Source organism: Achromobacter sp. KK8 (genome assembly GCF_054188005.1).
Window position 1 is genome coordinate 905493 of record NZ_CM135178.1, and the last position, 26627, is coordinate 932119.

The 26627-nt window shown below is 67.1% G+C and carries 26 protein-coding genes and 1 tRNA gene; 13 read left to right on the plus strand and 14 right to left on the minus strand.

Going from position 1 to position 26627, the window contains the following annotated elements; translation table 11 throughout:
- Positions 1–23: 23 nt before the first annotated feature.
- Positions 24–938, minus strand: a complete 915-nt coding sequence (locus ACVN9Z_RS04150; protein ID WP_024070480.1) for a beta-keto acid cleavage family enzyme — start codon at positions 936–938, stop codon at positions 24–26.
- A gap of 10 nt (positions 939–948) precedes the next feature.
- Positions 949–2172 (minus strand): ABC transporter substrate-binding protein, encoded by a 1224-nt coding sequence (locus ACVN9Z_RS04155; protein WP_020926221.1) that lies wholly within the window; start codon positions 2170–2172, stop codon positions 949–951.
- A 216-nt stretch (positions 2173–2388) separates the two neighbouring features.
- Between ACVN9Z_RS04155 and ACVN9Z_RS04160 the strand changes: the two genes are divergently transcribed.
- Complete coding sequence (locus ACVN9Z_RS04160) at positions 2389–3087, plus strand: Crp/Fnr family transcriptional regulator (protein ID WP_458213152.1); 699 nt, start codon at positions 2389–2391, stop codon at positions 3085–3087.
- A 52-nt stretch (positions 3088–3139) separates the two neighbouring features.
- On the opposite strand, the gene ACVN9Z_RS04165 is transcribed toward ACVN9Z_RS04160, so the two are convergent.
- Positions 3140–4186, minus strand: coding sequence for an RNA methyltransferase (locus ACVN9Z_RS04165; protein ID WP_054500025.1), 1047 nt, complete (start codon positions 4184–4186; stop codon positions 3140–3142).
- A 110-nt stretch (positions 4187–4296) separates the two neighbouring features.
- Positions 4297–5103 (minus strand): RraA family protein, encoded by an 807-nt coding sequence (locus ACVN9Z_RS04170; protein ID WP_233256815.1) that lies wholly within the window; start codon positions 5101–5103, stop codon positions 4297–4299.
- A gap of 89 nt (positions 5104–5192) precedes the next feature.
- On the opposite strand from ACVN9Z_RS04170, the gene ACVN9Z_RS04175 reads away from it, so the two are divergent.
- Positions 5193–6737 carry an amidase gene (locus tag ACVN9Z_RS04175; protein ID WP_006385772.1) on the plus strand — a complete coding sequence of 515 codons (1545 nt, stop codon included), beginning with the start codon at positions 5193–5195 and terminating at the stop codon, positions 6735–6737.
- 34 nt (positions 6738–6771) lie between these two features.
- Here the strand turns inward: ACVN9Z_RS04175 and ACVN9Z_RS04180 are convergent, their stop codons facing one another.
- Entirely contained in the window at positions 6772–8025 is a 1254-nt protein-coding gene (locus ACVN9Z_RS04180; RefSeq protein ID WP_131727724.1) for a citrate synthase family protein, read from the minus strand.
- A 61-nt stretch (positions 8026–8086) separates the two neighbouring features.
- On the opposite strand from ACVN9Z_RS04180, the gene ACVN9Z_RS04185 reads away from it, so the two are divergent.
- Both ACVN9Z_RS04185 and ACVN9Z_RS04190 read left to right on the plus strand, forming a co-directional pair.
- Positions 8087–9292 carry a mandelate racemase/muconate lactonizing enzyme family protein gene (locus tag ACVN9Z_RS04185; protein WP_020926216.1) on the plus strand — a complete coding sequence of 402 codons (1206 nt, stop codon included), beginning with the start codon at positions 8087–8089 and terminating at the stop codon, positions 9290–9292.
- 28 nt (positions 9293–9320) lie between these two features.
- Positions 9321–10295 (plus strand): tripartite tricarboxylate transporter substrate binding protein, encoded by a 975-nt coding sequence (locus tag ACVN9Z_RS04190; protein WP_049054090.1) that lies wholly within the window; start codon positions 9321–9323, stop codon positions 10293–10295.
- A 31-nt stretch (positions 10296–10326) separates the two neighbouring features.
- Here ACVN9Z_RS04190 and ACVN9Z_RS04195 read toward each other — a convergent pair whose 3' ends face one another.
- The 6 genes from ACVN9Z_RS04195 to ACVN9Z_RS04220 form a co-directional block, all read right to left on the minus strand.
- A complete protein-coding gene (locus ACVN9Z_RS04195) occupies positions 10327–11382 on the minus strand; it encodes a DUF72 domain-containing protein (protein WP_054446767.1) in 1056 nt (351 codons plus the stop codon).
- 152 nt (positions 11383–11534) lie between these two features.
- Positions 11535–11608, minus strand: a tRNA-Gly gene (locus tag ACVN9Z_RS04200).
- Positions 11609–11687: 79 nt separating this feature from the next.
- Positions 11688–12674 carry a Bug family tripartite tricarboxylate transporter substrate binding protein gene (locus ACVN9Z_RS04205; RefSeq protein WP_458213153.1) on the minus strand — a complete coding sequence of 329 codons (987 nt, stop codon included), beginning with the start codon at positions 12672–12674 and terminating at the stop codon, positions 11688–11690.
- A 61-nt stretch (positions 12675–12735) separates the two neighbouring features.
- Complete coding sequence (locus ACVN9Z_RS04210; protein WP_458213154.1) at positions 12736–13698, minus strand: hydroxymethylglutaryl-CoA lyase; 963 nt, start codon at positions 13696–13698, stop codon at positions 12736–12738.
- A gap of 40 nt (positions 13699–13738) precedes the next feature.
- Complete coding sequence (locus ACVN9Z_RS04215; RefSeq protein ID WP_047991943.1) at positions 13739–14932, minus strand: CaiB/BaiF CoA transferase family protein; 1194 nt, start codon at positions 14930–14932, stop codon at positions 13739–13741.
- Between the two features lie 144 nt (positions 14933–15076).
- Positions 15077–15988, minus strand: a complete 912-nt coding sequence (locus ACVN9Z_RS04220; RefSeq protein ID WP_458213155.1) for a LysR substrate-binding domain-containing protein — start codon at positions 15986–15988, stop codon at positions 15077–15079.
- A gap of 179 nt (positions 15989–16167) precedes the next feature.
- Between ACVN9Z_RS04220 and trmB the strand changes: the two genes are divergently transcribed.
- The 5 genes from trmB to lysM all read left to right on the plus strand — a co-directional run bounded on the left by trmB (position 16168) and on the right by lysM (position 19151).
- Positions 16168–16938 carry a tRNA (guanosine(46)-N7)-methyltransferase TrmB gene (trmB, locus tag ACVN9Z_RS04225; protein ID WP_458213156.1) on the plus strand — a complete coding sequence of 257 codons (771 nt, stop codon included), beginning with the start codon at positions 16168–16170 and terminating at the stop codon, positions 16936–16938.
- Positions 16938–17879, plus strand: coding sequence for a prolyl aminopeptidase (gene pip / locus ACVN9Z_RS04230; RefSeq protein ID WP_006385758.1), 942 nt, complete (start codon positions 16938–16940; stop codon positions 17877–17879). Before trmB ends, pip begins: the two co-directional genes overlap by 1 nt.
- Positions 17880–17889: 10 nt before the next feature.
- A complete protein-coding gene (thiS, locus tag ACVN9Z_RS04235; RefSeq protein WP_458213157.1) occupies positions 17890–18090 on the plus strand; it encodes a sulfur carrier protein ThiS in 201 nt (66 codons plus the stop codon).
- Between the two features lie 250 nt (positions 18091–18340).
- On the plus strand, positions 18341–18658 hold the full coding sequence (locus ACVN9Z_RS04240) for a hypothetical protein (protein WP_458213158.1): 318 nt from the start codon (positions 18341–18343) through the stop codon (positions 18656–18658).
- A 46-nt stretch (positions 18659–18704) separates the two neighbouring features.
- Positions 18705–19151 (plus strand): peptidoglycan-binding protein LysM, encoded by a 447-nt coding sequence (gene lysM, locus ACVN9Z_RS04245; protein ID WP_006385755.1) that lies wholly within the window; start codon positions 18705–18707, stop codon positions 19149–19151.
- A gap of 178 nt (positions 19152–19329) precedes the next feature.
- On the opposite strand, the gene ffh is transcribed toward lysM, so the two are convergent.
- The gene (gene ffh / locus ACVN9Z_RS04250; RefSeq protein WP_006385754.1) at positions 19330–20736 is read right to left on the minus strand and encodes a signal recognition particle protein; all 1407 of its coding nucleotides are present in this window, start codon (positions 20734–20736) and stop codon (positions 19330–19332) included.
- 106 nt (positions 20737–20842) lie between these two features.
- Here ffh and ACVN9Z_RS04255 point away from each other — a divergent pair, with 106 nt between their 5' ends.
- The 4 genes from ACVN9Z_RS04255 to ACVN9Z_RS04270 all read left to right on the plus strand — a co-directional run bounded on the left by ACVN9Z_RS04255 (position 20843) and on the right by ACVN9Z_RS04270 (position 23380).
- Positions 20843–21685 (plus strand): cytochrome C assembly family protein, encoded by an 843-nt coding sequence (locus ACVN9Z_RS04255; protein WP_006385753.1) that lies wholly within the window; start codon positions 20843–20845, stop codon positions 21683–21685.
- A gap of 1 nt (position 21686) precedes the next feature.
- Positions 21687–21953, plus strand: coding sequence for a PP0621 family protein (locus tag ACVN9Z_RS04260; protein WP_054439198.1), 267 nt, complete (start codon positions 21687–21689; stop codon positions 21951–21953).
- A 210-nt stretch (positions 21954–22163) separates the two neighbouring features.
- Complete coding sequence (gene ampD / locus ACVN9Z_RS04265; RefSeq protein ID WP_006385752.1) at positions 22164–22742, plus strand: 1,6-anhydro-N-acetylmuramyl-L-alanine amidase AmpD; 579 nt, start codon at positions 22164–22166, stop codon at positions 22740–22742.
- A 17-nt stretch (positions 22743–22759) separates the two neighbouring features.
- The gene (locus ACVN9Z_RS04270) at positions 22760–23380 is read left to right on the plus strand and encodes a glutathione S-transferase family protein (RefSeq protein ID WP_024070498.1); all 621 of its coding nucleotides are present in this window, start codon (positions 22760–22762) and stop codon (positions 23378–23380) included.
- A gap of 68 nt (positions 23381–23448) precedes the next feature.
- Here the strand turns inward: ACVN9Z_RS04270 and ACVN9Z_RS04275 are convergent, their stop codons facing one another.
- A complete protein-coding gene (locus ACVN9Z_RS04275; protein WP_051429143.1) occupies positions 23449–25473 on the minus strand; it encodes a hypothetical protein in 2025 nt (674 codons plus the stop codon).
- Between the two features lie 188 nt (positions 25474–25661).
- Complete coding sequence (locus tag ACVN9Z_RS04280; protein ID WP_054518149.1) at positions 25662–26621, minus strand: tripartite tricarboxylate transporter substrate binding protein; 960 nt, start codon at positions 26619–26621, stop codon at positions 25662–25664.
- Positions 26622–26627 lie beyond the last annotated feature (6 nt).

The window sequence follows — 26627 nt, forward strand, 5'->3', positions numbered from 1 at the left end:
CTTGGAAAAATGCCGCGCCGCTCTCACAGCGCGAATTCCGGCCGCACCCCGCTGCGCAGCGGCAACCCCATGATCTCGCGCGCCTCGGCGGGCGTCGCGGGCTCCATGTCCAGCTCGCGGATGATGCGCACGATGCGCTCGGTCAGCTGCACATTGGTCGCCAGCTCGCCGTGGCGGTAATACAGGTTGTCTTCCAGGCCCACCCGGGCGTGGCCGCCCAGCAGCAGCGCGCTGATGTTGGCCTCCAGTTGCGACGGCCCGATGCCGCTGACGCAGAAGATGCTGTTCCTGGGCAGCAGGTCCACCATCATCTGCAGGTGGCGCGGCGAGAACGGCATCGCGTTCTGGAAGTTGCGGTGCACATTCATCACCAGGTTGATGAAATGCGGCTCTTCATCCAGTCCTTCGTTGATCAGCGTGGTCGCGTCCTGCAGGATGTGGGTCGGGCTGAACACCTCCCACTCCGGCTTGATGCCGCGCGCCTTCATGCCCGCCGCCAGCTCGCGGGCTCGCGTCAAGGGCGTGTTCATCAGGTATTCGCGGTCGCCGAAGGCCAGATTGAGCGTGGTGGCATCCAGCGTGCACATCTCGGCGCCGGCGTCCATGCCCTTGAGCCGCTCTTCCCACAGGATCTCCCAGGTGCCCGGCGTGGTTTCCTTGACCATGTCGCCGTGCACGCCGCCGCCCGTGGAATTGTTCAGCACGATGTCGCAGCGCTCGCGGATGCGCTGGTTCATGTCGCGGTAGATGGCCGCGTCGCAGGTGGCCTGGTCGTCGGGACGGCGCGCGTGCAGCGCGACCACGCTGGCCCCGGCGTTGTAGCAGCGGTAGACATCCTCGGCGATCTCGGCCGGCTGGGTCGGCAGATGTGGGTTCTGGCTCTTGAACGCCATGCCCCCGGTGGGGGCAATGGTCACGATCACTTTGCGTTTTGCCATGGCGGTTCTCTTATTTCCAAAGGGCGCAGCGGGTCTCGGCCTTGGTGGTGAAGGCTTCATTGCCGTCAATGGTCTGCACCACCTTGAAGTAGTCCCAGGGCGCCTTCGATTCCTCCGGCGTCTTGACCTGCAGCAGGTACATGTCATGCACCACGCGGCCGTCCGGGCGCACCACGCCGTTCTTGATGTACACGTCGTCGAGCTTGTTCTCGCGCAGATACGCCAGCACCTTGTCGGCGTCGTCCGTGCCGGTGGCCTTGACCGCGCGCAGGTACTGGATGGCCGCCGAATAGTCGGCCGCCTGCAGCGACGACGGCATGGCGTTGCGGCGCTCGTAGAACTTCTGCGCCCAGGCCCGCGTCTCGTCCGACGCGTTCCAGTACCAGCTGTCGGTCAGGTACATGCCCTTGGCCGTCTCCAGGCCCATGGCGTGGATATCGTTGATGAACATGATCATGCCGGCCAGCCGCATCGTCTTGGTCAGGCCGAACTCGTTGGCCGCCTTGATCGCGTTGGTGGCGTCCGCGCCGGCATTGGCCAGCGCCAGGATCTCGGCCTTGCTGGCCTGCGCCTGCAGCAGGAACGACGAGAAATCGCTGGTCGACAGCGGATGCTTGACCGACCCGACCACCTTGCCGCCGCCCGCCTCCACCACCTTGGTGGTATCGGCCTGCAGCGCATGGCCAAAGGCATAGTCCGCCGTCAGGATGTACCAGCTCTTGCCGCCCGCCTTCACCACCGCCGCGCCCGTGCCGCGCGCCTGCGCCACGGTGTCGTAGGCATAGTTCAGCGTGTACGGCGTGCACTGCTCGTTGGTCAGGGCCGGCGCGCCCGCGCCCACCACGATGATCGGCTTCTTCTTGTCCGCGGCCACCTTGGACATCGCCAGCGCCGTGCTGGAATTGGTGCCGCCGATCAGCATGTCCAGGCCACGCTGGTCGAACCACTCGCGCGCCTTGGCCGACGCAATGTCCGCCTTGTTCTGGTGGTCCGCCGTCAACAGTTCGATCTTCTTGCCGTTGATCTCGCCGCCCATCTCCTCGATGGCCATCTTGATGGCTTCGGCCCCGCCCGGGCCGTCCGGCCCCGAATAGACGCCGGACATGTCGGTGATGAAGCCGATCCGGATCACGTCGTCGGACACCTGCGCCTGGGCCGCACCCGCGTGCAGCAGGGCGCCGGCGATGGCGCCGGCCAGGACAGCGCGCGAAAACCTGCGTGGCATTGACAACATACCTGTCTCCTCTTATGGTTTTTTGGCTCTGGGGCCCCGAATATTCTCGGACCGGCCCCAAATGCGAACAGTCATCATGTTGACAAAGCGCCCTAGGGTTTACCTGGGCGCCCTCACCACGGCGGAACGGGGACAACCATGCGCGCAGCAGCGGCCGGAACCGGCCATGAACCTGCCAGCCCGAAGCGGCGAGCCAGGCAAGACCCGGTGGAGCGGATGCTGGCCGTCGTACCCTGGTACAACGGCCAGCCGCAGCTCGAACGCGAGGTGGTGCGGGCCGAGCTGCGGGTGGTGTCTTTGCAGGCGGGCGAACGCCTGTTCCGCGAGGGCTCGAAGTCCCTGGGCTGGTACGGCGTGGTGGACGGCCTGGTGAAATGGTCGTCGCGCGGCTCGGACGGCAAATCGCTGTCGCTGGCTGGCTTCAGCACCGGCAGCTGGTTCGGCGAGGCCACCATGATCCGCCGCGAGCCGTTCGAATACGAAGTGGTGGCGCTGCGACCGAGCCAGGTCGCGATCCTGCCGCGCGACACCTGCGAACGCCTATGGAACAACAATATCGAGTTCACCAAGGCGCTGATGATGCACCTGGCGCAGCGCGTCAACTGGCTGATGGCCAGCTATACCGGCAACGTGCTGCTGGACGTCGACACCACCGTGGCCCGCGCCGTCGCCGCGCAGCTGAACGCCGAGCAGCATTCCGGCACCAATGGCCGCCTCAAGATCTCGCAGGAAGAGATCGCCAGCCTGTGCGGCGTGTCGCGCCAGCGCTGCAACACCGCCCTGACCCGGCTGGCGCGGGAAGGCATACTGCAGACCCACTATGGCGGGATGACGATCCTGGACCGGGAGGGGCTGTACCGTTGCGCGAAACTGAACCGCGAGCCGGCGGATCATCCGGCGGACATGCCGGGGTAGGCCTCAGCGCATATCGCGCAGCGTAGCCGGCGCGCCCGCCCGCGCGGCCGAGTCAGGCGGTCGCGCCCCGTGACCGGCGCAACCGCACCACCCGCTCCGCGCCCACCGCCCTGGCCCGCAGCTGGCCGCAGCCGCCATCCACATCCTGCCCGGCGCTGTTGCGCACCTTCGTCAGGACGCCGCGGCGGTGCAGGATACGGACGATCTCGCGGATGCGTTCGGTCTCGGGACGCTGGTAGTCGTCGCCCTCCAGGCTGTTGAAGGGGATGACGTTGAGCACGCCGAATTTGCCCTTGAGCAGGCGCGGGATGGCGTCGAGTTCGTCGTCGCCGTCATTGACGCCCTTGAGCAGCGTCCATTGGTACTGAATCGGGTAGCCCGTGTCACGGGCGTATCGTTCGCCCATTTCCACCAAATCTTGCGGCGCGATCTTCGGCGCGCGCGGCAACAGGTGTTCGCGCAGTTCGGCCCGGGTCGTATGCAGCGACAGCGCCAGCGCGGGCTTGACGGGTTGCCGCGGCAGCGCCTCGAACACGCGCGGATCGCCCACGGTGGAGAACACCAGGTTCTTGTGGCCGATATTGCCTTCGGTGCCGAGCAGGTTGATGGCTTCGAGCACGTTGTCCAGGTTGTGCGCCGGCTCGCCCATGCCCATGAAAACGACTTTCTTGACCGCGCGCTGCCGCCGCGCCAGCACCACCTGCGCCAGGATCTCCATGCTGGCGACCTGGCGGATCAGGCCGCTCTTGCCGGTCATGCAGAACCGGCAGCCGACCGCGCAGCCGACCTGGGTGGAAACACAGAGTCCGTCGCGCGGCAGCAGCACGCTTTCCACCATCTGGCCGTCGGCCAGGTCGACCAGCAGGCGCGAGCCATCGTGGCCGGTATGTTCGGAGCGGACGCGCGCCAGGCCGTCCAGCTCCGCGGACAGGGCGGGCAGCGCCTCGCGCAGCGCCAGTGGCAGATAGTTGTCGAAGCGCCGCCGCCACGTGTCGCTGTCGAACGCCTGACCGGTCAGCCAGGCGCGCATGACCCGGCCGCGATGGGCCGGTTGGGCGCCCAGGGCGGCGAGACGTTGGTCGAAATCGGAATAGCGCATGGGGAGCGGATTTTACCGCGCCCGGCCAGAAGCAACGGCAGGCGGTCGGGCAAGGACCATGGCCTTGCCGGCATCGCGGGAATCGGAGCGTTCCAAAAGTTGCGTCCGACCTAGACAGGCACGCCGCGCGCCCGCAGCAGGTCATCTATGCGCGCGGCATCCGGCCGGCCGGCGGCGTTCTGTTCCCGGATGCTCGCTTCGCGCCGCAGGTGCAGGGTTACCCGCTCTGCCAGGCCATGCAGCACCTTGCGAGGGACGGCAATCGCGCCATCCGTGTCGCCGATCACAAGATCCCCGGGGACGATGTCTATGCCGCCGCACACCACCGGCACGTTGATTTCGCCCGGCCCCTGCTTTTCCGGCCCTTGCGGCGTATGGCCGCGCGCATAGACAGGGACCTTGCCGTCAGCCCACTCATCAAGATCGCGGATAGCGCCGTCCACCACAAACCCGCCCAGCCCCTTCGCCAGCGCCGTGGCGCGCATCAGTCCCCCCACCAGCGCGCGGGACAGGTAGCCTGCCCCATCGACGACGATGACGTCGCCCGTGCGCGCCATCAGCAATGCCTTGTGGATCATGAGGTTGTCGCCGGGACGCACGCGAACGGTCAGGGCGGGACCGCACAGCTTCGCCCCCGCAGCGCCGTGGAAAGGCCGCAGGCCAATACAGGCAACCTGCAGGCCGGCGCAGTCCGCCACCACCGCGGCCGGTGCGGCCCGGAAGAAGTCGACACAACCGTCGGGCAGGGCATCGGCACAGGGCTTGATCAAGTAGCCCGTCGGCCAGGATGTGCGCGGAGAATCTTGTGACATTCGATATTCCAGAAGAAGAATGCGCCGCGCCGGCGGCGCGCAGGAGACCGCGTGGAAATTATGGCGATGCGCGCAGGCGACGTAAACGTTGCTTCGACGAATCAACCTGGACGCCGCGCGCCGCCGCGCTCATGATGAGCCGGCGTTGCATCCAACCAGAACGATCCCGCCGCGCGGGAATGGGGAGAACCACCATGGCCGTGAGCCACCATATCAAGACCATCCTGGCATGCGCCCTGGCCTTGCCAATCCCGCCTGCCGACGCTTCGCCCGCGTCCGCGCCGGACCCGGGCGAATTGTCGATCGCCGAAATGCTCCAGGCGCAAGCCGCGGGCCGCATCCGTTGCGCAGACGTCGCGCGCAATGCGCTGGCAACGATCAGGCAGCGGGACCCGCAACTCAAGGCGTTCATCTCGGTCAACCCGGACCTGCTCGCGGACGCGCAGAAGCTGGATGCGCTTCGGCGCGCGGGCACGGTGTTGCCGTTGCATTGCATACCGATAGCGGTCAAAGACAACCTCGACGCAAAAGGCATGGCCACGACAGGGGGCTCCGTTCTATTGCATGGCAATGTGGCGGGCGAAGACGCGGACGCGCTGAGCCGGTTGCGCGACGCGGGCGCGCTGTTCATAGGTAAAACGAACCTTGACGAGCTCGCCGTGGCCGGCAGCACCATCAGTTCGCTGGGCGGCCAGACGCTCAATGCCTACGATCCCACGCGATTTGCCGCCGGCTCCAGCGGCGGCTCAGCGGTGGCCGTGGCCACCGGCATGAGCCTGTGCGCGCTGGGCACCGAAACCGTCAATTCACTGCGCAACGCCGCCAGTTCCGCTGGCGTGGTGGCGCTGCGCAGCACGGCCGGGCTGGTCAGCCGGCGCGGCGCCATCGCGCAGTCCTCGACCATGGACGTGGTCGGCCCAATCTGCCGGTCGGTGGACGACGCCGCGCGGGTGCTTGCCGTCATGGTAGATCCGCGGCCTGCCGGCGCCGAGGCGGCGCGCGCGGCAACGGCTCTGCGGGCGGGCCCGCCGGCGCGCGCGTCCCTGGCCGGCAAGCGTTTCGGCGTGCTGGCGAACCTGTTCGGCAAAGGTCCCGAACACGAGCCGGTGAATGCGATCATACGCACGGCGCTGGACGCCCTGCGCGCGCAAGGAGCGCAAATCGTCGAGATTGACGACGCGGAATTCGATTCCGACTTGGGCAGCAAGCGGCTCAACGTGGCCAACTATGAGTTCGGCCCATTATTCGAGGCGTTCCTGGCGCGCCTGCCCACGGGCGCCGGGCCGGCCTCGCTGCGCGCATATGTGGCCGCGGGCCGGTATCCCGCCGGGATGAGCAAGTTCCTGCAGCAGTCCGTGGCCTGGCAGGACCCTCTTGCCATGCCGGAGTACCGCGAGGCACTGCGCTACGGCGACACACTACGCCGCAAGATGTTGGACTTGATGGACACCCAGGCGCTGGACGCCATGGTCTACCCGGCACAGAAGCGCCCCCCCTTGGCCGTGGGCGATGCCCCCAGGCCGGAACGCAACGGCATATTCGCATCGGCCCTGGGATTCCCGGCGATCGACCTGCCGGCCGGCTTCACGCCACCCGACGCTGGCGCGCCAGTCGGATTGCCGGTCGGACTGGACATGCTGGCCAGGCCCGGCGACGACGTGCGCCTGTTGGGGCTGGCGCTGGCCGTCGAGCAGACCTTGCAGGCCCGCCGCAAACCACCGACCGCGGATCGGCGTTGACGGCGCTGCGCGCCCTTTCCCGGGCCAACGGCACCTAGTCCGGCACGTAGCGCGCCCGGGGCCGGATGAGCAGCGGCGAACTGTACTGCTCCAGGGCGTGCGCGTTCCAACCGACGATTCTGCTGACCACGAAAATGCGCTCGCACGCGTCCGTCGGCAGGCGCAGCAGATGCGTGACCGCGGCCAAGGCAAAATCGTTCTTGGGCAGCAGGCCCTGACTGGAGCGGGCAGCATGGAGCAGCCCGTCGATGCGCGCCATATCGCGGCCGGACGCGATGCCCCGGAGGTCATCGAGAAGGGCCGTCGCGCGCGGGTCGCCCTTGGGATAGAGCGGATGGTTGAAGCCCGGCAACGCCTGGCCTGTCGCCACGTGGGCGGCCACCAACGCGGCTGGTTCCTCGCCGCGCAATGTCGCGCCAGTCAAGGCCATCACCGCCGAAAAGTTCGCGTGTTTGACGCCGCTGGCCGCACAACAACCCGCAAGGGTGGCGGCATAGGGCGATGCCATGGTCGAGGCGACGCAGCGCAACGCGAAGCTGGACGGATTCAGCTCGTGGTCGGCGTGCAGCACGAGCGCGCGTCGGATGATGTCGGCCGCGCCGGCCGGCACGCCCCAGGCGCGCGCCATGGCCTCGTGTATCGCAGCGCCATGCAGCTCATCGCCAACCGCGAGGATCGCGCCGGCGCGCAGGATGCGGCTGGCGTGCCTAAGCTGCTCGTCGCGGCTCAGCGCCTCGCGCACGTGCAGCCGATCCATGTTCGTGAGCAGCCATTGATGAAAGCGCGGCAGAAAGCGCTCGCCGCCCGCGCCGGCGTCCTCCGCCACATCCGCGCGGCCCGTCTCGGGCAGGCTATCCACGTCCCAAAGCAAGGCCGCCGTCTGCTCGAGCGTGGCGGTCGCGCTGAAAGCGATGGCGTCCTGGCCGCGAAACCACGGTCTGCCGGCCTTGATGGCGCAGACCTGGCTGTCCATCACTGGCAATCCGAAACTGAGCGAAGCCCGCGCGGCGCTGCCCGCGCTGCGGCCGCGATCGCGCTTGCGCGCGTATTCCTCGACCTCCGCCCTGTTGTACTGGCTGTTGCCCGTGACGGGATCGATTACGCGGCCGATGCGGCCACGGCTGACGTAGGAGTAGAGCGTGCGCAGGGATATCCCGAGCAACTTCGCCGCCTCATCGGATCCGATCAGCGGAATCCGCTTTTTTTCGCGGGATATGTGGCTTTCCATGCATTGATTCGGCGAATCTACGTTGACCCGAATAGTGTGGCCGATAAGATCGTCGAACACAACACAGCGAGGCTTCGTGCCTCGGTCCCATCAATGCGATCACGGCGGAGGAGCCCACGGCATGCGCAGCCATTCAATCATCCTGGAAACTCGAAAAACAGGCGCGGCCGCCCGCGTCGCGGACGTAAGCCTGCACGTGGCCGGCGTCGCGCCGCGGTCGAACTGGAGCTTCCTGAAGCTCATCATGGACGACGGTCGCCATGGCTGGGGCGAGCTGACGTTGCGCGCCCATGAGGGTGCGATGAGTGCCATCCTGGCACGCTTGATGCCGTCTATCCGCAACCTGACGCTGGACGAACTCGCCACGCTTTGCAAAGCCTACCCCGGCATGCCCGCAGGGCGCGCGGGCAATGCGGTTATCAGTGCGCTGGATCAGGCCAGCCTCGACCTCGCCGGCCAGTATCTGGACCTGCCAATCTGCGATCTGTGGGGCCGAGCCGATCGCACGCCGCTGCGGTCCTACGCGACCGTCAATCGCAGTGTCAGGGAACGCACGCCGGCGGGTTTTGCCCAAGCCTGCAAGGCCGCCGTCGGCGCGGGCTTCCAGGGCATCAAGATCATGCCGTTCGATGCGGTGACGCCGCGGACGGCATCGTCCGCCGAGGGCGTGGCGGAGGCCGCGCGCGCCGTGCAGCGCATCCTGGCGGTGCGCGACGCGATCGGGCCGGACCTGCCGCTGATGGTCGACTGCCACTGGCGCCTCGATGGCGACGCCGCCAGGCGCTTCATCGATGATTTGTCCGACGCCCGCCTGCATTGGCTCGAATGTCCGGTACCGGAGTCCCCCGAATGGCACGACAGCATCCGCGCGTTGCGCAGGCATGCGAACCATGCCGGCATGCGACTGGCCGGCGCCGAGAACATCATCGGCGTGGCCGGCGCATTGCCTTTCGTGGCGCAAGGGCTGTACGACGTCATCATGCCGGATATCAAGTACTGCGGCGGCTATGGCGAATTCGCCCGCATCGCCGCCTTGGCGGCCGGTCACGATGTCGCCGTCTCGCCGCATAACCCTTCGGGCCCGGTGGCCCATGCGCACACCGTGCATGTGTGCGCGGCGCTCGGCATCACCGAGGCGGTCGAACAGCAATTCGCCGAGTCGCCGTTGTTCGAGACCGGTGTGCGCGGCAACGCGCCCGTGCTGCGCGACGGCCATTTCCGCGCGAGCGCCGAACCCGGCCTGGGGATCGTCGTCGACGAGGCCATCCTGGACGGCCACCCGCCCGGCGACGTCGCGCTGTCGCTGTTCGACCCCAGCTTCGCTTGACGCACCGGACAGGGTGCAGGAGACACACATGAACGAACGACGCAAATTCCTCACAACAACGATGGTCCTGGCGGCTGGCGCTGCGCTACGGCCAGCCTGGGCGGCTGCGGGATACCCCGAGCGGCCGATACGGTTGGTCGTGCCCTATGCGCCAGGAGGCGGCTCCGACGTGCTGGCGCGCGTGGTGGCGCGCGGCCTGACGGACAGGCTGGGCGTCAGTGTGGTGGTGGAAAATCGCGGCGGCGCGGGCGGCGCCATGGGACTGGAGGCGGTGGTACGCTCGCAGCCCGACGGCTACACCCTGGTCCTGCTGTCCACCTCGCACGCCACCAACGGCGCGGTAATGCGGCTGAACTATGACGTTGTCAAGGACACCAGCGCCGTGGGGATGATCGCGTCCGGTCCCTGGTTGCTCGTAGCAGGAAAGGAAACCGGCTTCACCCGCCTGGCGGATCTGCTGCGCGCGGCGAAGGAAAAACCCGGCAGTCTGAACTACGCCAGCTCGGGCACCGGATCGTCGACGCATCTGGCCACTGAGCTGTTCGCCCGCAGAGCCGGAATTTCGGTCTCCCACGTGCCATACCGTAGCACCGGTCTGGCCTTGACCGATCTGCTGGCCGGTCGGGTTCAGTTCATGTTGGCGAGCACGGCGTCGGTGACGCCCTATGTCCGCGATGGGCGGTTGGCGGCCTTGTGCGTATCAACCGAGAACCGCAGCAGCCTGTTGCCCGATATCCCGACAGCGCCGGAGGCCGGCGTTCCAGGATTCTCCGCGACCTTGTGGCATGGCCTCTCGGCGCCAGCGGGAACCCCGGACGCGGTGGTCAGCCTGCTCAACGCACGCTTGTCCGAGGCGTTGCAAGCGCCCGCGCTGCGGGAACAGTTCGCCAGGGAAGGGCTGGAACCCAAATCCTCCACGCCCCAGGCGTTCGCCGGGCTGGTAGCCAGCGAAGTCGAGATGTGGCGAGAGGCTGTCAAGACAGCGGGTATAAAGCCGGAATGACGGGCCTTGGCGCCGAGTCTGCCGTCCAGCCCTACCCCGCAATGGCCTGGGCCAGTTGCTGAATGGACAGCGGCGCGCAGCCCTCGGCGTCATTGCTGACCGTCACGTAGGCCGGCTGGCCCGCGCCCGTAATGCCGCGGATCGTGCGCGCCAGCGCCGCGCGCGTGGGAAGATCCTCGCTGAGCAGGGCATTGAACGGATCATGCTTCTTCTGCGCGTCGGCATAACCGTATGCGCCGAACACGCGGTTCAGGTTCCAGCGGCAGACCAGCGGCCCCGGCCAGAGCGCGCGCAGCATCGGCAGTTGCGCGTCGATCGGTGGCATCTTGCCATGCAGCCCCAGGCAGAACGTGGCCCCATGCGCCTTGAGCGTGTCGACCAGCGCCTGACCCAGCAGTTCCGGGTCGCGCACTTCCACGGCGACGATCACGGCATCATGCGCGGACAATGCCTCCCGCACGGCGGCCAGCATGCGCCCCAGTTTTTCGAACAGCGATGCCGAGCGGCTCAACATGCCCAGAGGCAACGGACTCAGTTGGAACACCAGCACACCGAGCTTGGCCCCCAGGCCTTCGAGCGCGGGGAGCACGAATTCCTGGACCGCCACCGACGGGTCGAGGAAAAGCGGATTGGCCTGCCGCGTCCTGCCTGCTTCGCCACGCACCTGGGCATCGGTAACGCTGGCGGGGCATTTGACGACGAAACGGAAATCCTCATCGACCTGCCCCGCATAAGCGGCGTACTGGCTCGCCGTCAACGGCTGCCAGAACGTGCGGTCCACGCAAACGGTGCGCAGAAGCGGATGCCGATGATAGGCGCCCAGGCCGTGCCTGGACAGCGTGCTCGAATCATATTCGCCGTCCCAGACCAACCCTTCCCAGCCGGGGTACGACCAGGTGGAGACGCCAAAGCGCAATTGGGCGGGCAACTGCTGGGCGAGCGCGCGCCACTCTTGCCCCGCGGGCGCGGGAAGCACTTTGGCCATGCCCCGGAGAGCGGAAAGCTCGGGGATGTCACGAGACGCTGTCTGCGACGGGGCGTTGGCCGGCGGCACTGGTAGCGCATCACCGAAAAGATCGTCTTGCATGCTTGATGTACGGTCGCGGGGATGGGCTATAGGGTACTTGAATCCCACCAGCGCATTGGGGATGTACACCGAGTGACGGGATGCGACGCAACGCCCCGACGGGGAACCAGGCACACGTTGCCGGAGCGAGCGCATGCGGGAAATTGGCGATATGGAGCGGGTGAAGGGAATCGAACCCTCGTATGAAGCTTGGGAAGCTGCCGTTCTACCATTGAACTACACCCGCTCGGGTGTCGTGCCCCGGCACAAGACCGGGGCAGAGGCCAAGATTATAGCCTGGGTTTTTCCGCCCCAGGCCGTCCCCCTCAATTCGCCGTGATGCCCGCCGCCTTCACCACCTTGCCCCAACGGTCCAGCTCGGCCTGGGTGTAGTCGCCCAGCGCCTTCGGCCCCATGAATTCCGCCTCGGCGCCCTGCTCGGCCGCCTTCTGGCGGAAGGCGTCGGTCTGCATGATCTTCTGGATTTCACCGGCGATCTTGGCCACCACCGGCGCGGGCGTGTCCTTGGGCGCGTACATGGCGAACCAGGACGAGACGATGAGGCCGGGATAGCCGGCCTCGGCGGCGGTGGGCACGTCCGGCAGCGACGCCAGGCGCGTATTGCCGGTGACGGCCAGCGCGCGCAGCTTGCCGGCGGCGATCTGGCCGAGCAGCGGCGGCGGCGTGGTGATAGTCATGTCGACGGCGCCGCCCAGCAGGTCGTTCAGCGCCGGGCCGGTGCCCTTGTACGGGATGTGGGTGATCTGCGTACCCGCCATCTGGTTGAGCAGTTCGGTGGCGACCTGCTGCAACGAACCATTGCCGGACGATGCGTAGTTGAGCTTGCCCGGGTTGGCCTTGGCGTACGCGACCAGGTCTTTCAGCGACTTGATCGGCAGGTCCGGCCGCACCACCACGACCTGGGGCGCGGACAGCACATTGGCCACCGGCGCGAAGTCCTTGATCGGATCCCAGCCGGAGGTCGGCGTGACGTGCGGGGTGATGACCTGGAAGCCGGAATACTGCAACAGCAACGTATAGCCGTCGGGCTTGGCGCGGGCAACCGCCTGGGCGGCGATGCCGCCGGAAGCGCCCGGCTTGTTCTCGACGACCACGCTCTGTCCCAGCGCGGCGCCCAGGGGCTGGGCGATGAGGCGGGCGGCGATGTCGGTGGTGCCGCCGGGCGCGGCGGACACGATCAGCGTCACGGGACGATTGGGAAAATCCGCCTGCGCGTGGGCAGCGCCCGCGGCGGCCAGGCCCAGCGCGATGGCGCAGGCGCGTAGAACGGGAATGGATCGAAATGCGGTCATGCGGTTGTCTCCTTGCTGTTTTTGTATAAAGCGCCCCAGGCGCATGGTGTGAAGCGAAAGTCTATGCGGCGCCGCCGGCCGGCCCGAACCGCTCCGCCAGCCACGCGGGCGGCGGATGCGCGGCCAGGCGCGGCCCGGCGCGCAACAGCGCCATGGGCAGGTCGCGACCGACCAGCCCTGGCAGTCCGCGCAGGATGGCGAGCAGCGCTTCGAGCGACACGCCCGTGCGCACGCCCATGCACTCGAACATGTGGACCAGTTCCTCGGTGTTGACGTTGCCGCTGGCGCCGGGCGCGTACGGACAGCCACCCAGGCCGCCCGCGGCCGCGTCGAAGCGGGTGATGCCGGCCTGCCAGGCGGTGACGGCGTTGGCCAGGGCCATGCCGCGCGTATTGTGCAGGTGAACGGTGAGCGCTGTGCCCGGCAAGCGCTGCGCGGCCTGCGCGCACAGCTCGCCGACCTGGCTGGGGTAGGCCATGCCGGTGGTGTCGCACAGCGTGATGCCGCGGGCGCCGGCGTCGACCAGGCGGACGGCCAGGTCCAGCACCTGCCCCGCCGGCACGTCGCCATCGAAGGGGCAGCCGAACGCGGTCGACAGCGAGACGTTGCAAGGCGCGCCGGCGCGTCCGGCGGCCGCCAGCACCTGGCTGAGTTCGTCGAACGACTGCTGCCGGGTCATGCGCAGGTTGGCGCGGTTGTGCGTCTCGCTGCACGACATGACCAGGTTCATCTCGTCGACGCCCGCTTCCAGCGCCCGCTCCAAGCCGCGGATGTTCGGCACCAGCGCGGTGTAGATCACGCCGCGCCGGCGGCGGATGCCCTGCATCACGGCGCCGGCGTCGGCCAGGGCCGGAATCGCCTTGGGCGAGGTGAAGCTGGTGACCTCGATGCGGGCGAAGCCGCAATCGGACAACGCGTCGATGAAGGCGATCTTGTCTTCGGTGGGCACCATGCGCGCTTCGATCTGCAGGCCGTCGCGCGGGCCGACCTCGTTGATTTCCAGGACGGGGGAACCGGTGTTCATGAGCGCATCCTCGATGCCGGATTAAGGGAAATGGCGCGGTTCATGCGATCACGCCGCGCGCCCGCAGCGCCTCGCGCTGTTCCGGACTCAGGCCCGCCGCCGCCAGCACCGCGTCGGTGTGCTCGCCGAGCGTCGGCGCGCGCTCGCGCACCGCGCCGGGGTTGGCCGACAGGCACGGAAACACCGCGGGCATGTCCACCGCGATGCCGCTGGCGGCCTCCAGGCGGGTAATGGCGCCGCGCGCCTGGTAATGCGGATCGTGGGCGATGTCGGCCACCGAATAGATGCGGCCCGACGGCACGTCGGCTTCGCGCATGGCCTGCAGCACCTCGTCGATGCTGCGTTCGCCGGTCCAGGCGCCGATGGCCTGGTCGATCTCGGCGACGCGGCGCGCGCGGCCGTCGTTGTGCGCCAGGTCGGGATCGCGGCCCAGGTCGTCGCGGCCGATGCGCGCCATCAGCCGGGTGTAGATGGCATCGCCATTGCCCGCGATCAGCACATAGCCGTCGCGGCACGGATAGGCGTTGGACGGCGCGATGCCGGGCAGCGATGCGCCGGCCGGTTCGCGCACGGCGCCGAACACCGAATACTCGGGCAGCAGGCTTTCGCTGAGGTTGAACAGGCTTTCGTACAGCGCCGCGTCGATCACCTGGCCCTGGCCGCCACGGGCATCGCGCTGGTACAGCGCCAGCAGCACGCCCAGCGCGCCGTGCAGGCCGGCGATGGTGTCGCCCAGCGACAGGCCGGCGCGCACCGGCGCGCGGCCGGGTTCGCCATTCAGGTAGCGCAGGCCGGCCATGGCTTCGCCAATCGCGGCAAAGCCCGGCTCGCGCGCCTTCGGACCGGTCTGGCCGTAGCCCGAAATGCGCAGCATGATCAGGCGCGGGTTCAACGCGTGCAGGGTCTCCCACGACAGGCCCCACTTCTCCAGCGTGCCGGGACGGAAATTCTCGATCAGCACATCGGCCTCGGCCGCCAGCTGGCGCACGATGTCCTGGCCTTCGGGCTGGCGCAGGTCGACGCACACGGACTGCTTGTTGCGCGACTGGGCCTCCCACCACACCGAGGTGCCCTCGTGCAACAGGCGCCATTTGCGCAACGGGTCGCCCTGCCCCGGCGGTTCGATCTTGACGACCTGCGCGCCGAAGTCCGCCAGCGTCTTGGCGGCGAACGGTCCCGCGATGAGTTGTCCCAGTTCCAGCACGCGTATGCCGGCGAGTATCTGCCCTGCCATGTCGCCTCCCGGGCGCATCCAACCGATGATGGCGGAGTGTGCGCCATCGTCCGCGGGGGCGGAATGGACGATTCGGGAAGGGGGCATTCCCGGATCGAGAAAGCCCTAGGGCCTGTGCGAGGCTCCTTTTAGTGTGAACAGGCCCTAGGCCGTGCCCGGGTCCTGCGCGCCGCGCAGGTGCGCCAGCAGCAGCCGCGCCGCCACCGGCAGCGCATCGGCGTCGCGCACGCCCAGCAGCAGCCAGCGGCGCGCCCAATCGTCGGCCAGCGGAATCAGCCGGATGGGCATGGAGCGCGCATGCGGCTCGGCCGCCAGGCGCGGCAGGATGCCGACTCCGCGCGTGGCGGCCACCATGCGGCAGATGGCGTCGAAGCTGCGCACCTGGATGCGCAGCCGCATGTCGCGGCCCAGCCGGCCGCTCTCGTCGGCCAGGCGGGTGGCCAGCGAGGTCGCGGGCGGCAGGCCGACGTAATCGTAGGCCAGGGTATCGGCGAACGCCACGCTGGCCTGGCGCGCCAGCGGATGGCGCTGCGGCACGATCAGCACCAGCTCGTCGAGCCGGTACGGCACGGTGGCCAGGCCCACCGCCGGCGTGCGGTCGGCGAACACGCCGATGTCGGCGCGGTTCTCCAGCACGGCGGTGACGATGTCGCTGCTGTTCTGCTCTTCCAGGTCGATGCGCACCGCGGGATGCGCTTCCATGAAGGACGCCAGGTCTTCCGGCAGGAACTGCGTCAGCGACGAGGTATTGGCGGCGATGCGCACCTGCCCGCGCACTCCTCGGGCATAGTCCGATAGCGTGCCGGCCATCTGCTCGACTTCCTGCAGCACCCGCAGGGCATGCACCAGGCAGGCCTGGCCGGCCTCGGTCAGTTCGACCCCGGCCGCATTGCGGTACAGCAGCTGGGTATCCAGCGCCGCCTCCAGGTCCGAGATCCGCTTGCTGGCCGCGCCCACCGCCAGGTGCGACTGGCGCGCGCCGGCCGAGATGCTGCCCTGGCGGGCCACCGAGACGAAAAGCGAGAGCGTGACGAGGTCGATGCGGGCGACATTCATGGCGGACGGACGGCGCCAGGCGGGCGCCGCGGCTGCACTATAGCGCGGCCCGCCCCCGTCACCCCCCCAGGGCGGCCGCGGGCAATAAGTCCCCATTTAATCCACAAGGCGGACTGCAGCCCGGCGGGGCTGCCACTACAATCCCGCCTATGACAACGAACAGCTTTGGGAATCCTCCCGTGAACACCCCCGCAACACCCGGCAACCCCGACGCACCCGCGCCGGTTTCCCGCCAGACCGAAGCCGCGCTGGCCAGCGCCGCGCACGCCCCCAACAGCCCGGGCGCCACCCACATCCGCAGCTTCGTCCACCGCCGCGGCCACATCACCCAGGGCCAGCAGGCCGCGCTCGAACAGTTGCTGGGCAAGTGGTCGATTCCCTACGCCGCCCGGCGCCTGGATCCGGCCGCCGCCTTCGGCCGCGAAGCGCCGACGGTGCTGGAAATCGGCTTCGGCATGGGCGAGACCACCGAAAAAATCGCGCTGGCGCGCCCGGGCGACAACTTCCTGGGCGTGGAAGTGTTCAACGCCGGCGTCGGCTCGCTGCTGCGCCGCATCGAGGATTCCAGCATCCCCAACCTGCGCATCATCCAGCACGACGCGGTCGAGGTCGTGCGCGACATGATCGCGCCGGACTCGCTGGCCGGCGTCCATATCTACTTTCCCGACCCCTGGCCCAAGAAGCGCCACCACAAGCGCCGCCTGGTGCAACCGCCGTTCATCGCGCTGCTGGCCAGCCGCATCGCGCCGGGCGGCTACATCCATTGCGCCACCGACTGGGAAGACTACGCGGTGCAGATGCTGGACGTGCTGGGCAACGAACCGCAACTGAAAAACACGGTGGACGGCTACGCCCCGCGCCCCGACTACCGTCCCCTCACCAAATTCGAGAACCGTGGCCTGCGTCTGGGCCACGGCGTCTGGGACCTGATCTTCAAGCGAGTGGCCTGATGCTCTACCCCGCGATCGAACCCTACCGCCACGGCATCCTGGATACCGGCGACGGCCACCAGGTCTATTGGGAGCTCTGCGGCAATCCGCAGGGCAAGCCCGCCGTGTTCCTGCACGGCGGCCCCGGCAGCGGCTGCTCGCCGGTGCATCGCCAGCTGTTCGACCCGCAGCGCTACAACGTGCTGCTGTTCGACCAGCGCGGTTGCGGCCGTTCGACGCCGCACGCAAGCCTGGACAACAACACCACCTGGCACCTGGTGGCCGACATCGAACGCCTGCGCACCGAAATCATGGGCGCCGACAAATGGCTGGTGTTCGGCGGTTCCTGGGGCTCGACGCTGGCGCTGGCCTACGCCGAAACGCACCCGCAGCACGTCAGCGAACTGGTGGTGCGCGGCATCTTCACGCTGCGCCGCGCCGAAGTCCAGTGGTTCTACCAGGAAGGCGCGTCGTGGCTGTTCCCCGACCGCTGGGAAGAGTACCTGGCGCCCATCCCCGAAGCCGAGCGCGGCGACCTGGTGGCGGCCTATCACAAGCGCCTGACGGGCGACGACCCGGCCGAGCAATTGCGCGCCGCCAAGGCCTGGAGCAAATGGGAAGACAGCACCATCACGCTGCTGCCCAGTCCGCGCCACCAGCAAAGCCACGCCGCCGACCGCGCCGCGCTGGCCTTCGCCCGCATCGAGAACCACTATTTCACGCACGCCGGCTTCATGGAAGAAGGCCAGCTGATCCGCGACGCCCATAAGCTGCGCGGCATCCCCGGCACCATCGTGCAGGGCCGCTACGATGTCTGCACGCCCGCGCGCAGCGCCTGGGACCTGCATCGCGCCTGGCCCGAGGCCGAATTCCACATCGTGCCCGACGCGGGCCACGCCTTCGACGAACCCGGCACGCTGGCGCGCCTGATCGCCGCCACCGACGCCTACGCCAAACGCTGAGGAGACCGACATGCACATCACCTTGAACGGCGACGCCCGCGAATTCCCGCTCGACACCACGGTGGACGAATTGCTCGAAACGCTGGGCTATGCCGGCAAGCGCGTCGCGGTGGAACGCAACGGCGAAATCGTACCCAAGAGCCAGCACGCGCAAACCGCGCTGTCCGATGGCGACCAGGTCGAGATCGTGGTCGCGGTGGGCGGAGGCTGAGGCAATCGCGCCAACTCCTGCGAAAGATCGAATATCGCAAAAAGGGCTGCAGCAATGCAGCCCTTTTTTGCTGCAGCAATGCAGCCCTTTTTTCCTCAATCTGACGGAGGGCTAGCAACCTGTTACACGTTAACCCCTCGTCTGGCGGCAACGGCGCGAGTCATAATCGTCGTTGCTGGCGTTGTCGTCGTCAAGTTGTCGTGTTGTTGTTCTAACGTTGCACAATGCCCTGCGGGGCAGAGGAGGCATCATGAACACCGCCGTCATCATCAACCTCATCATCCAGCTTGTCGCCGGCGCGGCCGGTGGCAACGGCCTGGGAAAAATGCTTCAGCAATTCAACCTGGGGCCCCTGGGCAACACCATCGCCGGCGCGATCGGCGGCCTGGCCGGCGGTTCCTGGCTGGCGCCGATGATCACCGCCGGCGCCGGCGCCGTCGCGGCGGGCAACAGCGGAATGGATCTTTCCGAGATTGCCAGCAGCGTGGTCGGCGGCGGCGTGGGCGGCGCGGTACTGACGCTCATCGCCGGCATCGTGCGCAAGATGTTCGTGGGCCGCGCGCCCTGACATGCATCGCTCTTTTTCTCACCGCAACATAGATAAAGGAAACACGATGGGTCTGCTCAATTTCATCAAGGACGTTGGAGAAAAACTCTTCGGTGCCAGCGAGGCCAAGGCGGCGACGCCGGATGAACTGAAGAAAGAGCTCGACAAGCACGGCCTGAACGCCGATGGCCTGCAGATCTCGGTGGACGGCGACAAGGTCACCGTCACGGGCGAGGCCGCCAACACCGAAGCCGCCGAGAAGATCGCGCTGGCGCTGGGCAACACCGTCGGCGTGGCCGCTGTGGACAACCAGTTGAAGGTCAAGCAGGCCGCGCCGGAAGCCAAGATGTACACGGTGCAAAAGGGCGACAACCTGTGGAAGATCGCCGAGGCGCAATACGGCAAGGGCCAGGGCGCCAAGAACACCCTGATCTTCGAGGCCAACAAGCCGATGCTGACCAGCCCCGACAAGATCTATCCGGGCCAGGTGCTGCGCATCCCGCCCCTGTCGTAAACCATGCGAACCGGCCCTCGCGGGCCAGTATCGCGGCGCAGAACCCCCTGCCTGCCGCGATGATTTGGCCAGGCGCAATGCCTGGCCATTTTTTTGGCGGAGATCCCGGAGCACGGGCCGGCGGCCATCGACAGGCCCACGAGACGGGTCCGGCCGTGCCGCCCCCTTGCCGTGCCGCTCAGCCCTTCATGAAGCGGCCCATGCCCTTCATGCCGCCCATGGCGCGCATCATCTTGGCCATGCCGCCCTTCTTCATCTGCTTCATCATGCCCTGCATCTGCTCGAACTGGGCCAGCAGGCGGTTGACTTCCTGCACGGGCACGCCCGAACCCGCCGCGATGCGGCGCTTGCGCGAAGCCTTGATGAGTTCCGGCTTGGCGCGCTCGGCCGCCGTCATGGAATTGAGGATGCCCTCGGTGCGGCGCAGCTGCTTTTCCGCCTGGCCGCCCTGCAGCTGGCCGGCGGCCTGCTGGAACTGGGCCGGCAGCTTTTCCAGCAGCGAGCCCATGTCGCCCAGCTTCTTGACCTGGCCGAGCTGGTCGCGGAAGTCGTTCAGGTCGAATTTGTTGCCCGACTTGATCTTGGCCGCCAGCTTCTGGGCCTCGGCGATGTCGATGTTCTTCTGGGCCTGCTCGACCAGCGAGACGATGTCGCCCATGCCCAGCACGCGCTGCGCCATGCGCTCGGGATAGAACGGCTCCAGGCCGTCCAGCTTTTCCGATACGCCGACGAACTTGAGCGGCTTGCCGGTGACGTGGCGCACCGACAGGGCCGCGCCGCCGCGGGCATCGCCGTCCAGCTTGGTCAGCACCACGCCGGTCAGCGGCAGCGCCTCGGCGAAGGCGCGGGCGGTGTTGACCGCGTCCTGGCCCTGCATGGCGTCGACCACGAACAGCGTTTCGACCGGCTTGACCAGGTCATGCAGCGCGCGGATCTCGCGCATCATGGCCTCGTCGATGCCCAGGCGGCCCGCCGTGTCCAGGATCAACACGTCGTAATGATGGCGGCGGGCATGGTCGACCGCGTTGCGGGCGATGTCCTCGGGTTTCTGGCTGGGGTCGCTCGGCAGGAAATCGACGCCGACCTGCGCCGCCACGCTCTTCAGCTGGTCGATGGCGGCCGGGCGGTAGACGTCGGCGGACACCACCAGCACCTTCTTCTTGCCGGTCTTGCGGCCGTGCTGGGTGTGCTGGCCTTCGCTCAGCCAGCGGGCCAGCTTGCCGGTGGTGGTGGTCTTGCCCGCGCCTTGCAGGCCGGCCATCAGGATGACGGCTGGCGGCTGCACCGCCAGCGACAGTTCGCCGGAATCGGCGCCCAGGTCGCCGCCCATGAGGGCGGTCAGTTCCTTGTGGACCACGCCCACCAGGGCCTGGCCGGGACTGAGGCTGCCGGCGACTTCTTCGCCCAGCGCCTTTTCCTTGACCCGGGCGACGAAGTCGCGCACCACGGGCAGCGCCACGTCGGCTTCCAGCAGGGCCATGCGCACTTCGCGCAGCATTTCCTGGGTGTTGGCCTCGGTCAGGCGGGCTTCGCCGCGCAGCGTCTTGACGACGCGCGACAGGCGTTGAGTTAGGTTATCGAGCATGAGAGGCGTTTCCGCTTAAACTAGTTGATTGAACGGTGGCCGCAGGCGCGGATTGCGCACTGTCGGGCGGCATGCGCCCCCAGGCCCCATCCAGACAACGGTTTCTATGTCACTAGGCATTGTATTTCACACAGCGGCCGCCCTGGCGTACGCCGTGCTGGGGGGATCCCTCTGGATCCGCCTGGCGGGCGCCGGGGAAGTCGAACAAACGGGCAAGATCGCCCGTCTGTGCCTGCTGGGAGCCCTGGTTCTCCATGGAATCGGGCTGCAACAATCCATGCTGGGGGCCCCGCACCTGTTCATCGGGTGGGCCCTGGCCCTGTCGGCCGCCATCTGGCTGGGCATGGTCGTCTTCTGGCTCGAAAGCCTGCTGGTGCGCATCGACGGCCTGCAATTGCTGCTGCTGCCGGCCGCCACCCTGGCCAGCGGCCTGGCCGCGCTGTTCCCCCAGGGGCAGTTCGTGCCCCACGCCGACAATGCCTGGCTGCGCGCGCACCTGCTGATCGCCCTGGCCGCCTACGGCCTGATCACCATCGCCGCCCTGCACGCCATGATGATGGCGCTGCTCGACCGCCACCTGCACCGTCCCCTGGACGCCCCCGCCGAGCGCAGCATCATCGGCCGCGTGCTGGACTCGCAGCCGCCGCTGCTGGTGCAGGAACAGCTGCTGTTCCGCATCATCTGGATCGGCTTCGTGGTGCTGACCCTGGCCGTCGGCTCGGGCTCCATCGCCTCCATGAAGCTCACCGGCCAGATCCTGCCGTTCGATCACAAGACCGTCTTCACCCTGCTGTCGTGGTTCACCTTCGGCGTGCTGCTGGCCGGGCGCCACATCTGGGGCTGGCGCGGCCGCGTCGCCCTGCGCTGGACCCTGACCGGGTTCGGTTTCCTGATCCTGGCCTACACCGGTAGCCGGTTCGTGCTGGAAGTCATTCTGCATCGAGGCTGACGTGGGCAAGCTGCTGTTCTGGATCGTCATCGTCATCGGCGTGCTGTTCGTGGCGCGCATCGCCGGCCGCATGGCCGCGGCCCGCCAGGCCCCTCCGGCCGACGCCAAGCCCCGCGGCACGGCCAACCCGCCCGCCGCCGGCGCCCCCGAGGCCATGGTGCGCTGCGCCCACTGCGGCATCCACCTGCCACGCTCCGAAGCCCTGCTGCAAGGCGGCCGGACCTGGTGCAGCCAGGAACACGCCCGGCTGGGGCCGGCGGCCAAATAAAGGCTGGCCTGAACGGCTGGCCGGTCCGGATTCGCCGGCCAGCCAGCCCGCCATTCCGCCAGCCAGCCCAGCCCGCTAGCTAGCCAGCCAGGAGAGGCTCGCCCATCACAGGACGCACGACAGCACCGCCCCCGGTGGGCCCCGCCCTCATTCGCTCCCTTTTTACACGCACGGCATAATGCATGTTGGATACCAACCTGCTTTCCTCCCATGCCCCTGCTTCTGGATCGACATGGCTGGCTGGCGCCGGCCCCGGGCGTTTCCCGACTGCCCTCCCCCAATTGCGACGCGCGTCCCCACGGCGCCCAGGTGTCGCTGCTGGTCCTGCACAACATCAGCCTGCCGCCCGGCCAATTCGGCGGCCCCGAAGTCGCCGGCCTGTTCCTGAACACGCTGGACTACGGCTCGCACCCCTGGCTGGAACGCCTGCGCGGCCTGAGGGTGTCGGCCCATTTCTTCATCCGCCGCGACGGCCGCATCGTGCAGTTCGTCTCCACCGATGCGCGCGCCTGGCATGCCGGGGTGTCGCGCTTCGCTGGCCGCGAGCGCTGCAACGACTTCTCCATCGGCATCGAGCTGGAAGGCACCGATACCCTGCCCTACACTGACGAGCAATATCTGGCGCTGCGCCGGCTGACGCCGGTGCTGCGCGCGCGTTACCCCCTGGCGGCCGCCTGGGGCCATGAACACATCGCCCCCGGCCGCAAGACCGACCCGGGGCCCGCTTTCAACTGGACGCGCTTCGGGCGCGACAGCGGCTTTGCGCGGCGGCAATTGCCGCCCGCCTGACCTTACAAGGACCGGTTATGTTGAAGATCTGGGGACGGCTGACGTCCGTCAATGTGCAGAAGGTGATGCTGGCCGTGCGCGAACTGGCGCTGCCGCACACCTTCATCGAGGCCGGCGGCCCGTTCGGCGTGGTCGACACGCCCGAGTACGCCAAGATCAACCCCAACCGCACCGTGCCCGCCATCGACGACGGCGGCTTCGTGCTGTGGGAATCGAATGCCATCGTGCGCTACCTGGCCGCGCGCTACGGCGCCGGCACCCTCTGGCCCGAGGACGTCTGCCTGCGCGCCGACGCCGACCGCTGGATGGACTGGCAGACCACCGAATGGCAAGGCGCCATGGTCCCGGCCTTCCTGGGCCTGATCCGCACCCCCGAAGCCAAGCGCGACCACGCCGCCATCGACCTGTCGGTCAAGCGCAGCAACGCCCGCGCGCAGATTCTGGACCAGGCGCTGCAAGGCCGCGAGTTCATCGCCGGCCGCCACCTGACCATCGGCGACATCGCCCTGGTGTGTTCCGCGCACCGCTGGCTGGGGCTGCCGATCGAACGACCGGACACGCCGGCGCTGTCGGCGTGGTACCGCCGCGTGATGATGCGGCCGGCGACGCAGGGGGTGTTGACGTTGCCGTTGGAGTAGCAGCCCCGGCAGGCGAAGGCATGCAACTGCACGCCTTCAGCCCCCCGGCATTCGGGGCGCATTTTGATTTAGCCGAAGAAGAAATTATCGCTGTCGAGATAGGGATAATTACTGCCGATCACGCCGGCCATCATGTATCCGTATCCGTTCGGCGTGGAAGGATCGGCGTAGTTCGTATATTCGATGAAGAAGTCCGCGATCCCATCGCCGGTTCTGTCTCCCTCCAGGCTTACGGTGGACGCCCGCCACCAACCGCTTTCGTCATCATGAGTGACGGGCCAATCCAGTCCGTGATGGTCCTCGGTCACATACCGGAGTTCTCCGGCATGCCCGGTGAACTTTCCTGTGCCGATAAACCGCATGGCCTGATGTCCCTCGGTATTCAGGTCGCCATCCAGGTTTGAAAAATCGAGCACGTCCGGCTCGATCCGCAGCCCCCCATATCCCCCAAGATAGGCCGGTTGGTAGTGCTTGAGGTTGAAATCGCGCGCTTCGCGAGCCGTGGTCAACCCATGGATGAACTTCGTCGTGATTTCCCCGGAGTCCGGATCGGCGAAATTACCATCGTTGAACACGATGCGATTGCCGCCACCATGCACGACGAAGGTATCGTTGCCACCACGGCCGGTGAACGTCATTCCCCCAAGCACGTCGCCGACCAGGATATCGTCGTAATCGCTGCCAATGACATAGTCGATATTGCGATATTCTCCCTGGCACCACTCGCCGCACGAACCGGATTTCAACTCCACAAATGCGTACCCGTACCCGCGAAGTTTACCCAGGGCGCTTTCATGGGTGAGGAAATGACTATTGACGTCATAGTCCTTGAGCCCAAAGGCGCTGGCCCGATCCGCAATCCACTTGTCCATGCGATCGTTGCCACTCACAACAATGTCGACGCCCCACTCGTTCAAGGAAAAATCCAGGACGTTGTATCCATCCGGATTGCCCACAACCTTGTTGGACCAGTCAAAGTCACTTCCCGGCATGAACCAGTTGATTGCATTGCCGCCGACCATTTCACTGGGAGTATTGTCACCGATGAGCACATAGGATTTTCCATCCTGAGCGGTGAAGGACTTTACGCCGCTGTCCGCCGCCAGGTCGGCATAAAAAACAACTTCAGGTGGTGGTCGCATGCTCGGGCTGTCGGCTGGGCGCTCGGCATCCGCAGCGCCACCAATCGGATGATCCCTCCCGATTTCCGCCAGAATTTCGGGAAGGATGGCGACCGCTTCCGGATAGTCCGCGGGATGTGTCGCAATTTCCCGCATCGCCAGGTAGATTTGGTAGTCGGAGAATCTGGCACCGTCATTGGCGGCGGCGACATCCGCAGCAGTCGGGCCACTGTCAACGTTCGAAAGCGTAGCGTGGGAGGGCTGCTGGTCAGGCAATGACTCCGTCGGCATACCTCCCGTATGAAGAGGGATATGCGTTCCTTCATTGACGAGCACGTCTCGGATGAATTTCGCCGCCGCCCCCTTGAGGTCGATGAGATCCGGCAGGGATGAAGCGATAGCAACGATAGCCATGCCGGCTACAACCGTTGGCATGCCTGCGCCAACCATGAGCAAAGTGCCCATTCCCGCGATCGCACCCGCTATTGCCGCACCTCCCCACACAGACGCCACTTCGGAGCCGATCGCAACCTTGGGAGGCGTGCCTGAAGCAATATCCTTCTGGATGACGCTCCAGCTGAAAATTCCTTGCATGAACTTCTCATGCGTTTGCGCCATCACGTTCAAATACTTGAAGGCTTGTTTGTCCAGCCGGGTTTCCAACAAGTCGCGAACGTATCCCAGGAATTTTCCTGTTTCCGGAATGAGCTTGTTGACCAACGGTTCCACCATCCCGCGCGTAGTCTGCGGATCGTGGTAATACCTCGATTCCTGGCTGTAGTGCGAAAAGTAATACGCTTCTTTTTGGTTGAGAATCTGCGCGATGTACCAGGCGGGAACGATCCGTGGTGTCGAGAAGTAAGACCAGCCGATGCCGTCCCACAGCCCAGACCCTAATCCACCGCCCCAACTCGGCGGCTCCGGCGGCCAAGTGCCATAAACGGTGACGGGGGCAAGCGTAGGCGTAGGCATGATGCGGCTCCTGATCGCGGATCATCAATAGCCGCCCGCAGGCACGCGGGCGACCGTCTATAGACATAAACGGTTGAGCCGCGATTTACAGTAAAAAAAAGCCGCAATTCAGACCAGTTCTCAGACACGGGCCCGCGTCCCGCGATCCGGAGCATGTCGCCGCAATCGCGGAGACCCCATCTGACGCGCTACTCCACCCAGGGCGTGCTCGCCCAGATCTTCCGCAGCCGCCCATCATCCTGCTTCAGGCGTTCCTGCCACTGCGGCCCATCCTGGTAGTCCATCTCGGTGAACTGCTGCTTCATCTGCGCCTGGAACTCCGGATTGGCGGCCACCTTGGCCAGCGCCTGGCGCAGCTTCTCGGCGACATCCGCCGGCAAGCCCTTGGGCGCGACAATGCCGCGCTCTGACGCGAACACCAGGTTCACACCCAGCTCCTTGAAGGTCGGCACGTCCGGCCCCAGCGGCGAGCGCGTCTCGCTGGCCTGGGCCAGCACGCGCATGTTCTTGCCGTGGTAGGGCATGACTTCGCCCAGGTTCAGGCCGCCGATCACGGTGTGCCCGCCCAGCACCGAGCTGCGCAGCGGCCCCGCGCCGTTGTAGGGCACGTGGTTGAGCTTGGTGCCCGTCAGGTTCTGGAACAGCACCAGCGCCAGGTGATCATCGGTGCCCACGCCGGTCGAGCCATAGCTGATCGAACCCGGCTTCTCGCGCGCCGCCTTGACCAAGGCGTCCAGCGTCTGGTACGGACTGTCGGCGGCGACGCTGAAGGCGCTGGGATCGCGCACCAGGTTGGCCAGGTAGGTGAAGTCGGCCGTGGTGAAGCCGGCCTTGCGTTCGATCGGCAGCGACACCAGCCCGGGCATGTTGGTCATGGCCAGCGTGTAGCCATCGGGCTTGGCGCGCGCCACGTACGACAGCGCGATGGCGCTGGACGCGCCCGGCTTGTTCTGCACCACGATGGTGGTGCCCAGCTCCTTTTCCAGGAACACCGCCAGCGAACGCGCCGTCAGGTCGGTGCCGCCACCGGGCGCGAAACCCACCACCAGTTCGATGGGATGGTCGGGCCAGGCCCAGGCCGGCCATGCGGCGCACAGCGCGGCCACGGACAGCGCGGCGCGAGCGGCCGCCTTGCGTGAAAAGAACATGGTTGT